Source organism: Kutzneria sp. NPDC051319, from assembly GCF_040682195.1.
In the GTDB taxonomy this organism is placed as follows: Bacteria; Actinomycetota; Actinomycetes; order Mycobacteriales; family Pseudonocardiaceae; genus Kutzneria.
This window is the reverse complement of record NZ_JBFBAM010000016.1, coordinates 160,691-168,870: the sequence shown is the minus strand read 5'-3', so window position 1 is coordinate 168,870 and position 8,180 is coordinate 160,691. Positions and strand designations below refer to the sequence as shown.

Sequence of the window (8,180 nt, the reverse complement as noted above, 5' to 3'; positions counted from 1 at the left end):
TACCAGTGCAGATCACCGTTGGGGCTGATGGCGTACAGCACGCCGTTGCCGCCGGAGACGATCTGGCTGAACTGGTCCCAGCCGTGGCTGACCACAACGCCGGAGTTGGCCGCCCATGTCACGGCGCCGTTGGCGAAGCCGGTGTGGTCGTACCAGTGCAGATCACCGTTGGGGCTGATGGCGTACAGCACGCCGTTGCCGCCGGAGACGATCTGGCTGAACTGGTCCCAGCCGTGGCTGACCACTGCGCCGGAGCCCGCGGCCCAGGTCACCGCGCCGTTGGCCGCGCCGGTGTGCTTGTACCACGCCAGATCACCGTCGGACTGCACGCTGTAGAGCACGCCGTCGCCGGCCGCGATCATGTTGGTGCGTTCCGCGCCGCCGGACGCGAAGGCCCGGCCACTGGCAACGATCGACAGCACGGTGATGAGGGCGGCCAGCAGGAAGGCGCCGGCCGTGGTGAGGCCACGTCTGGTCAAGGCATTGGTAGTCATGATCGTTTCCTCGTCAGTTGTTCCAGCCGTGGCTGACCAAGGCGCTGGAGTTGCCGGTCCAGGCGGGGGCGCCGGCGTGGTAGCCGGTGTGGTCGTACCAGTGCAGGTCGCCGTTCTGGCTGACCGCGTAGAGAATTCCGTTGCCGCCGGAGAAGATGTGCGCGAACGCGTCCCAGCCCTGGCTGACCTGCGTCGCCGAGTTCGCGGTCCAGTCGGGCGTGCCGGACTTGTAGCCGGTGTGGTCGTACCAGAGCAGGTGGCCGTCGGCGTCGACGCCGTAGATGATGCCGTCGCTGCCGCCGACGACATGGCTGAACTCGTCCCAGCCCTGGCTCACCTGGGCGCCGGAGTTGCTTGTCCAGTCAGCGGTTCCGGTCAGGTAGCCGGTGTGGTGGTACCAGATCATCCGACCGTCCTGGGTGATGCCGTACAGGATGCCGTCGCCCTCGGAGAACACCTCGCGGAACTCGTTCCAGCCGTGGCTGACCACCGTGCCGGAGTTGGCCGCCCAGTCGGTCGTGCCGGACAGGTAGCCGGTGTTCTTGTACCAGTGGAGATCACCGTTCGAGCTGATCCCGTACACCACCCCGTTGCCGCCGGAGAAGACCGTGCTGTACTCGTTCCAACCCTGGCTCACCTGAGCACCGGAGTTACCGGCCCAATCCTGAGTGCCACTCAGATAACCGTTGTGGTCGTACCACAGCAGACGACCGTCGCCCTGCGGGTAGTACAGGATGCCGCGGCCCTCGGAGAAGGCGGAGCGGGTGGAGCCGGTGCCGACGCCGGGCGGCGGGATGTAGCCCTCCACGTACATCTTCATCGTCGACGAGTACGAGCCGACGCCGCCGGCGAACGCCGGCGTGTTGTGGATGACGTGCGAGGTGCTGGCGAAGTGTGCCTCGGTGCCGGACTGACCGCCCCAGTCACCGCTGATCGTCTCGATGGTGCCGTCGCCGTTGACCTTGCTGACCACGGCGACGTGGTGGATGCCGCCACCGCCGGCGCTGGTGTCCCCACGGTTGTTGGAGAACACCACCGCCGCGCCGACCGTCGGCGTGCCGGACAGGATGCCGCGGTTCGCGCCGTACACGTAGAAGCTGCGGGCGGCGGCGGTCAGGCCGTTGAGGTCGGTGACGCCGCTGTTGGCCCACAACCACTTCACGAAGTCGGCGCACCAGTACTCGGGCTGGCCGCCGTTGCCGGTGCAGCTGCCGTAGAAGCCATGGCCGCCACGGCTGTTGGTGCCACAGGCCATGCCGCCCACGTTGGCCAGCGCCAGGTTGACCACGTCGGTGGTGGTCGCCGCCTGGGCCGGCAGCGCGGCGACACCGGTCGCGCCGAGGGCGACGGCCACGGCCACCGCGGCCGCCCGCACCCATCTCGACAGTCGTCTGGATCCGCTCATACTTCCTCTCCCACGCCGCCCTCGTCGTACTGCGGTGGCCATAGCCTCGGCAGTGACCGGCCCGCGACGCACACGATTTCGGCCGGTGCCGAAACCGGCAGGTGCGGCGGTCCCGGAACCGCCGTGAGAGCAGTCACGAGTCAGCGCTTCCCCCTCCGAGCGATGTTGTTCTATCCTTTTCGAGGTTTTGGGGAGCTGAACCGCGGCCCGATGCTGGGGAGCGATCGCCGTGGCCGTCATAGGGGGCTGAATTGACGCTGCGTGTGTTCTTCACCGGCGCGGACCTGGCGCGGACCAGAGTGGCGGCGGGGCCGCTGGCGATGTGGGAACTGGTGCTCAGCCTGCATCAACTGCGCAGCCGGCACGTGGACAGCGACCTGGCCGACTGGCAGGCGGCGACCAGACAGGCGCTGCGGGCGACCGGGCGACTGCCCCGGCCATTGGCCCGGCTGGTGCCACCGCTCGGTTATTTCCCCGATTTCATGACGCCCGATTCGACCGATGTCGACGACGGCATCGAAACGGTGCTCGGCACGCCACGCAAACGACGTCGCGCCGATCTGGAAGCGCTCACGAAATTGGCCACTCTGCCCCCGTGGGCAATCGACATCGCCGATGGCCGTGACGGCGAACTGGATATGCTCGGCGACACCCTGCGCCAGTATCACCGCATGGCCATCGCACCCCGGTGGACCGAGGTCGGCCGGCAGGTGGAGGCCGACCGCGGGCTGCGGGCCCGCACCGTGCTGGACGGCGGCACCGAGGCGATGCTGGCCGGCTTCCAACCGTTCATGCGTTGGGACGGCGACGCGCTCGTCGCGCCCTACCCGGTGGACCGGGACCTGCACCTGGATGGCCGCGGTGTGCTGCTGGTGCCGTCCTACTTCTGCCGGCGCACGCCGCTGGCGCTGGTCGATCCGAGCCTGCCGCCGGTGCTGGTCTATCCGGCACGGCAGCCGGAGGTGAGCCGGCCGGCCGCGCCCGGGCGAGTGGTGGCGCTGCTGGGCCGCACCCGGGCCGGCGTGCTGCACGCGGTGAGCGCACCCAGCACTACCGGCGAGATCGCCCGACGCCTGCTGGTCTCCGCGGCCACCGCCAGCGAGCACATGACCGTGTTGCGCGACGCCGGACTCGTGACCAGTCAGCGGTACGCGAACTCCGTGCTGCACGCCCTGACGCCGCTCGGCGCCGCGCTCCTTGACGGCGGGTGACGGGAATTTCCTTGGAGCACCGCACTTCTGGCGGTATTCACGCCTCGCACCCGTAGCACGTCCGAGTGGACTTCCCCGTGTGCGGGCACGGGTTGTGGCTTACTGGCAGCATGTCCCTGATGTCTCGGCTTCTTGCCCCGAGTGTGTCCGGAGACCCGGCCGAGCTGGCTGCGGCGGTGTTGGCCGACATGCGATCCGCGCCGTCCGGGGAGCTGGCGACGCTGCTCACCGCCGACCGGACGGAAGCGCCGCCACTGAGCCTGGTTTTCCCCACCGAACAACCGTCCACGCTGGGCATGTCGGCGGCGCGGCTGCCGCTGCTGCTGGCGGACCGGCCGCGTGAGCCGGCGCCGCTGCCGCCCGAGCCGGCCGTGGACGACGACTCCGACGAGGTGCCGGAGCTGTTCTGCCCCGGACCGGTGCGCGACAACCCGGCGCTCGGCGAGGAGGTCAACGAGCGCATGGTGGAGTGGGCCGGGGAGGTCGGCATCTACGAGGGCCGGCTGGACCACCTGCGCTCCTGCGGCTTCGGCCGGCTGATCATGCTCACCCATCCCGGCACCGACGACCCGGATCGGTTGCTGGCGGCGGCCAAAGTGGTGGTCGCGGAGTGGGCCTCGGACGACTACTACCTGGACGAGGAGGAGATGGGCGCGGATCCGGCCATGGCCGCGGCCCGTTTCGGCGTCCTGTACGGCGTGGTCGACCCGGTGTCGATGCCGCGGCGCTACCGGCACGAGCTGGAGCGCTTCATCAAGGAGGAGCCGATCGCGCTGGCCTTCCGTACCGGCATGGAGCACCTGTCCCAGTACACGTCGGTCGCGCAGATGGCCCGTTTCCAGCACCAGATGGCCATCCTGTTCCAGGCGCTGGACCAGAACGCCAGCTGGCGGCACACGGGGCGGCGGCCCGCGGTGTGGGAGTACTACATGCACCGCTACCACAACAGCTATCTGCCGCCGATGATCCTGGTCGACGCGGTCGCCGGCTACGAGCTGCCCGCGCAGGAGTTCTACCACCCGCGCCTGCGCCGCGCGTTCTGCATGGCCGGCATGGCCTCGGTGCTGCTCAACGACCTGCATTCGATGGACAAGGAAGCCGACGACGACATCAGCCTGCCGATCGCGCTGATGGAGGAGGAAGGCCTGTCCCGGCAGCAGGCGGTCAAGCGCACGGTCGAGATCCACAACGAGCTGATGCACGGCTTCGTGACCGAGTCGGCTGCCCTGTACCTGGAGGGAACCCCGATGCTGCAACGGTTCCTGGCCGACACGTGGGCCTGGTGCGGCGGCAGCCGTGAGTGGCACGCCACCAGCCGGCGCTACCACAGCGAAGAGTCCCCGTAGGAATGTCTCAGTAGGAGTGTCTCAGTAGGACGGACGAGGCCCGTGCCCCCCAGGGCACGGGCCTCGATTCCCTTTCGGGTCAGGCGATGCGGTCCGCGGCGATCAGCAGGTAGTGGAAGCTGCCCTCCCGGTACGCCTTCAGGAACGGGGCCTCGACGCCGGTGGCCACCGAGGACCGCTCGCGCAGCTCCCAGTACGGAATGGTGTCCGCGGTCAGGTCGATGACGGAAATCGGCACGAGCTTGTTGGCCGCCATGGCCTTGAAGTACTCGCTGCGCGGGTGGATGTTGCACGTGTAGTGCTGGTCGATCTGGCTGACGGCCTTGGAGCGCCCGCCGGTCACGTCGTTGTAGCATCCGGTGATCGTCACGTAGCGGCCGCCGATCTCCAGCTGCCGCGAGTGTTCCGCGAACAGCTGGTGCAGGTCGACGTACATGGTGCTCTCGTTGTTCCAGATGGCCTTGCGGCTGGCGTCGGGGAAGCCGGTGTCGAGCATGTTGCGGAAGTGGTAGCGCACCTTGTCGGAGACGCCGCGGCGGCGGGTCTGCTCGTTGGCGAACTCCATCTGGGTCTCGGAGATCGTCACCCCGTCGGCGTAGCAGCCGAAGCGCTGGTTGGCCATGATGCTGCTGCCGCCGCGCCCGCAGCCGGCGTCCAGCACCGCGTCGTCCGGGCCGACGTCGCCGAGGTGGTCGAGCAGCACGGTGGCCTGCGCGGTCTCTAGTCGGTGCATCTCCGCGATCACGGCCTCGTCGGGCCCGTCGAGCACGGCCGGGTCGTAGGCCCCGAGCCCGTAGTGGTGGTGGTAGAGGCCGTCGACGTCACCGAGCCGCAGGTTGACCGGGTCCTTCTCGTTGTTCCAGTAGTCAGCGACGGAACGCTGGTAGTCGCTGCGGAGAACCGGGCGTGCGCGGTGGATTGTCGTCATGCGAGCTCCTTCAACCGTGCGGACGTGCGCCATCGATGAATCGGTGGCAGGAGGGGACATCCCGGCGTCGGGTCTGTGGTCGACGTCTGCGGGGCAGTGCGGTGGCCGGCCGGCCCAGCCGAGGCTAGCACCGGGTTTCCGGGCCCCCACAGTCCTCAACAGGGTGGTGTGCCGCCGTTCCGGAGCGGGCACGCGCTGGGTAGAACCCGTTGCTCCGTGCGGGTGATGGCGCGTAACCCAGACGTGCCGGCTGCCATGGCCCTTGCCCCGAAAGGGAAAACCCACGTCCATCGAGGACTGGTCCGATCAGTGTGTTGCCGGGCAACGGAAATTGCTCTGTCGCACCAATGGAGCAAGGGGCGCGGCAGGAATCTCCGATCATCCGACCAACGGCGTCAGTCCCGATCCTCGACGAAGCCGAGCACGACGTCGTCGAGCAGGGTGAGCTCCCGGTCGTGCAGCGGATGATGGCCCAGCAGCAACGCTTGCACGTACAACAACTCCACCGCGCGCCGGACCCGCATGATCAGACCCTGCCGCGCCTGCCGGGCGAGCTCCCGCACGGCCGCGTTGGCGAAGTTCAGGCACAGCTGGGAGGGCGGGCCGGCGGCCACCGGACCGTCCACTGTGGAAGCCGGGCCCAGGAACCGCCGGCGACCCCGGCAGTCGTCGCCGGCGACGAACGTGGCGTGCATCTGGGTCGGCGCGAACGCCCGCACCTGCACGCCGACGTCGTGCTGCCGGAGAACGCTCTCCGCCAGCCGGACCAGGTCGGCCACCTCGGCCCGCTCGCCGTCGGTCAGGTCGGCGAACGAGTCGACGACCTCGGTCGGGTCCAGCTCCGCGATCTTCCGCTCCGGCCGCAGCGCGGCCAACCGGTCCAGCAATGCCGAGACGTTGGCCGGGCCGCCGTTGACCACGCAGCGGCCCTGGGCGGCGGCGATCGGCGCCACCTGGCGGAAATCGTCGCAGCGGCGCACGAAACGCAGCTCCCCGAACCGGCGGGCGTGCTCCCCCAGCGTCATCCGCCCCAGCGAGGTGTCGACCGGCAGCCAGTCCGCGAACAGCAGCAGGCACTGCTCGTCGTGCACGGCCAGGGCCGAGATGCCGGCGTGGTGCATGGCGACGATGCCGGCCAGCCGCGACGGCCACATCCGGGCCAGGTCGGTGAGGTGGTCCCGAATGCACCGGCCCAGCTGCTCGCGGATCTCGTCCAGGCGGGCGTCCTCGGCGAACCCGTCCCGCGCGGCGTTGGGGCGCAGGTTGTCGGCGTCGATCACGCAGCGGACGAAGAACGCCCAGTCCGGCAGCAGGCGGTCGGCCGAGTCGGACAGGAGCATCCGCCGCAGGTAGACGCGGTGGTCCTGACGCGCGGCGGGACTCGGCTCGTAGGGCAGCACGAAGGCGAGACCGCGGACGCCGTCGGCGTGCAGCGGGATCGCGTCCAGGGGATCGAGATCCAGCACTCGACGGGCGTACGAGAGAGCGTTCTCCCGCTGCTGGTCCATGGTCAGCGCCGGCAGTTCCCACGGCGGCGGCTCGTCGTTGACGACGGTCGAGCCGAGCCGGATCGGCAGCGGCAGCAGGCCTCCGTAGCGATGGGTCAGCCGCAGCACGTGGCCGCGGGTGAGGCGGTGTTCGGAGCCCGGCCGGGCGCGGATATGAACCCGCGTTCCTCCCGTTGGGAGAGCGCTCTCCACGGGCGTGATGTCGTACGAGCCGTCGGCCCGCCCCTGCCAGCGCAGCGCCCGGGCGTCGGGGTCCTTGGCCGACCGCGTCACCACGGTGATCTCGTCGGCGACCAGGAAGCAGGCCAGCAGGCCGATGCCGAACTGGCCGATGTAGTCCCGGTGGGACGACAGGTCGCCCCGCTTGGAGCTGCGGCCGATGGTGGCCAGCAGCTCCACCAGTTCGGTGCCGGTCAGGCCGATGCCGTTGTCGGTGACGATCACCTCCGGCGGCCCGCCGGCCGGCTCCACCACCTCGATCTCGACGGCGCCGGTGACTCCCGGCTCGAACCGCCGCCGGGCGGCGACCGCGTCCGTCGCGTTCTGGAGCAGCTCGCGGACGTAGACGTCCGGGCTGCGGTAGAGGTGCCGGGACAGCAGGTCGACCAGGCCGCGCAGGTCGACCTGGAAGGTTCCGGGCATGGTGGGGTACGGGGAACGCACGCGGCGATTCTGGGGTGGCGGGCCACCCCCTAACATCGGTGAAACCCCTAACCTTCGACGAGACCCGGCGCCTGTGCCAGCCAGTCGGCGAGCCCGCCCGGGTTGTCGCGCAGTTCCGGCGACGTCGTCGTGCGGACGATGCCGACGAGCTGGATCGCCCGCAGCCGCATGGCCGGGGTCGCCGGGCCGCCGCCCTCGGCCGCGAGCTGCTCGACGATCCGGTCCTCGAACTCCGCCCACATCCGCAGCAGGCCGGAGCGCAGCGCCGGCGACTCGCCGTAGGCGCGGTGATAGCTCTCCAGGCCTCCCCCGGTCTCGGCCGCGGCCTCGGCCAGCACGTCGGCGACGGCCCGGGCGGGCGAGACGCCCTCGGCCCGGGCGGCGAGGCCGGCGACCAGGCGGTCCAGCAGCTCGGTGTCCGCGAAGACCAGGTCCTCCTTGGACCGGTAGTAGACGAACAGCGTCTTGACCGAGACGTTGGCCGCGTCGGCGATCTCGGCGACGGTGACCTCGTCGTAGCCGCGCTCGGCGAACAGCCGCTCGGCGGCCTCCCGGATGGCGCGCCGGGTGATCGCCTTCTTGCGTTCGCGCAGCGACTCCATGACCGACATCATATCTCTTGACT

At 69.8% G+C, this 8,180-nt stretch carries 7 protein-coding genes; 2 read left to right on the top strand and 5 right to left on the bottom strand.

What is annotated here, in order from left to right:
- The coding region (locus AB0M73_RS19160) for a tachylectin-related carbohydrate-binding protein (protein ID WP_363892041.1) at window positions 1-494 on the bottom strand (494 nt) is incomplete at its 3' end.
- Between the two features lie 13 nt (window positions 495-507).
- Complete coding sequence (locus AB0M73_RS19155; RefSeq protein WP_363892039.1) at window positions 508-1,899, bottom strand: tachylectin-related carbohydrate-binding protein; 1,392 nt, start codon at window positions 1,897-1,899, stop codon at window positions 508-510.
- A 251-nt stretch (window positions 1,900-2,150) separates the two neighbouring features.
- Between AB0M73_RS19155 and AB0M73_RS19150 the strand changes: the two genes are divergently transcribed.
- Both AB0M73_RS19150 and AB0M73_RS19145 read left to right on the top strand, forming a co-directional pair.
- Complete coding sequence (locus tag AB0M73_RS19150) at window positions 2,151-3,110, top strand: winged helix-turn-helix domain-containing protein (protein ID WP_363892037.1); 960 nt, start codon at window positions 2,151-2,153, stop codon at window positions 3,108-3,110.
- Between the two features lie 119 nt (window positions 3,111-3,229).
- Window positions 3,230-4,456 (top strand): family 2 encapsulin nanocompartment cargo protein terpene cyclase, encoded by a 1,227-nt coding sequence (locus AB0M73_RS19145; protein ID WP_363892035.1) that lies wholly within the window; start codon window positions 3,230-3,232, stop codon window positions 4,454-4,456.
- 79 nt (window positions 4,457-4,535) lie between these two features.
- Here AB0M73_RS19145 and AB0M73_RS19140 read toward each other — a convergent pair whose 3' ends face one another.
- The 3 genes from AB0M73_RS19140 to AB0M73_RS19130 all read right to left on the bottom strand — a co-directional run bounded on the left by AB0M73_RS19140 (window position 4,536) and on the right by AB0M73_RS19130 (window position 8,157).
- The gene (locus tag AB0M73_RS19140) at window positions 4,536-5,384 is read right to left on the bottom strand and encodes a geranyl diphosphate 2-C-methyltransferase (RefSeq protein WP_363892033.1); all 849 of its coding nucleotides are present in this window, start codon (window positions 5,382-5,384) and stop codon (window positions 4,536-4,538) included.
- A gap of 395 nt (window positions 5,385-5,779) precedes the next feature.
- A complete protein-coding gene (locus tag AB0M73_RS19135; protein WP_363892031.1) occupies window positions 5,780-7,555 on the bottom strand; it encodes an HSP90 family protein in 1,776 nt (591 codons plus the stop codon).
- Window positions 7,556-7,602: 47 nt separating this feature from the next.
- On the bottom strand, window positions 7,603-8,157 hold the full coding sequence (locus AB0M73_RS19130) for a helix-turn-helix domain-containing protein (protein WP_363892029.1): 555 nt from the start codon (window positions 8,155-8,157) through the stop codon (window positions 7,603-7,605).
- Between the last annotated feature and the right edge of the window lie 23 nt (window positions 8,158-8,180).

Coding starts and splice junctions, on each gene's coding strand:
- AB0M73_RS19155 (WP_363892039.1), bottom strand. CDS start 1,899: ATGAGCGGATCCAGACGACTGTCGAGATGGGTGCGGGCGGCCGCGGTG.
- AB0M73_RS19145 (WP_363892035.1), top strand. CDS start 3,230: ATGTCTCGGCTTCTTGCCCCGAGTGTGTCCGGAGACCCGGCCGAGCTG.
- AB0M73_RS19140 (WP_363892033.1), bottom strand. CDS start 5,384: ATGACGACAATCCACCGCGCACGCCCGGTTCTCCGCAGCGACTACCAG.
- AB0M73_RS19130 (WP_363892029.1), bottom strand. CDS start 8,157: ATGGAGTCGCTGCGCGAACGCAAGAAGGCGATCACCCGGCGCGCCATC.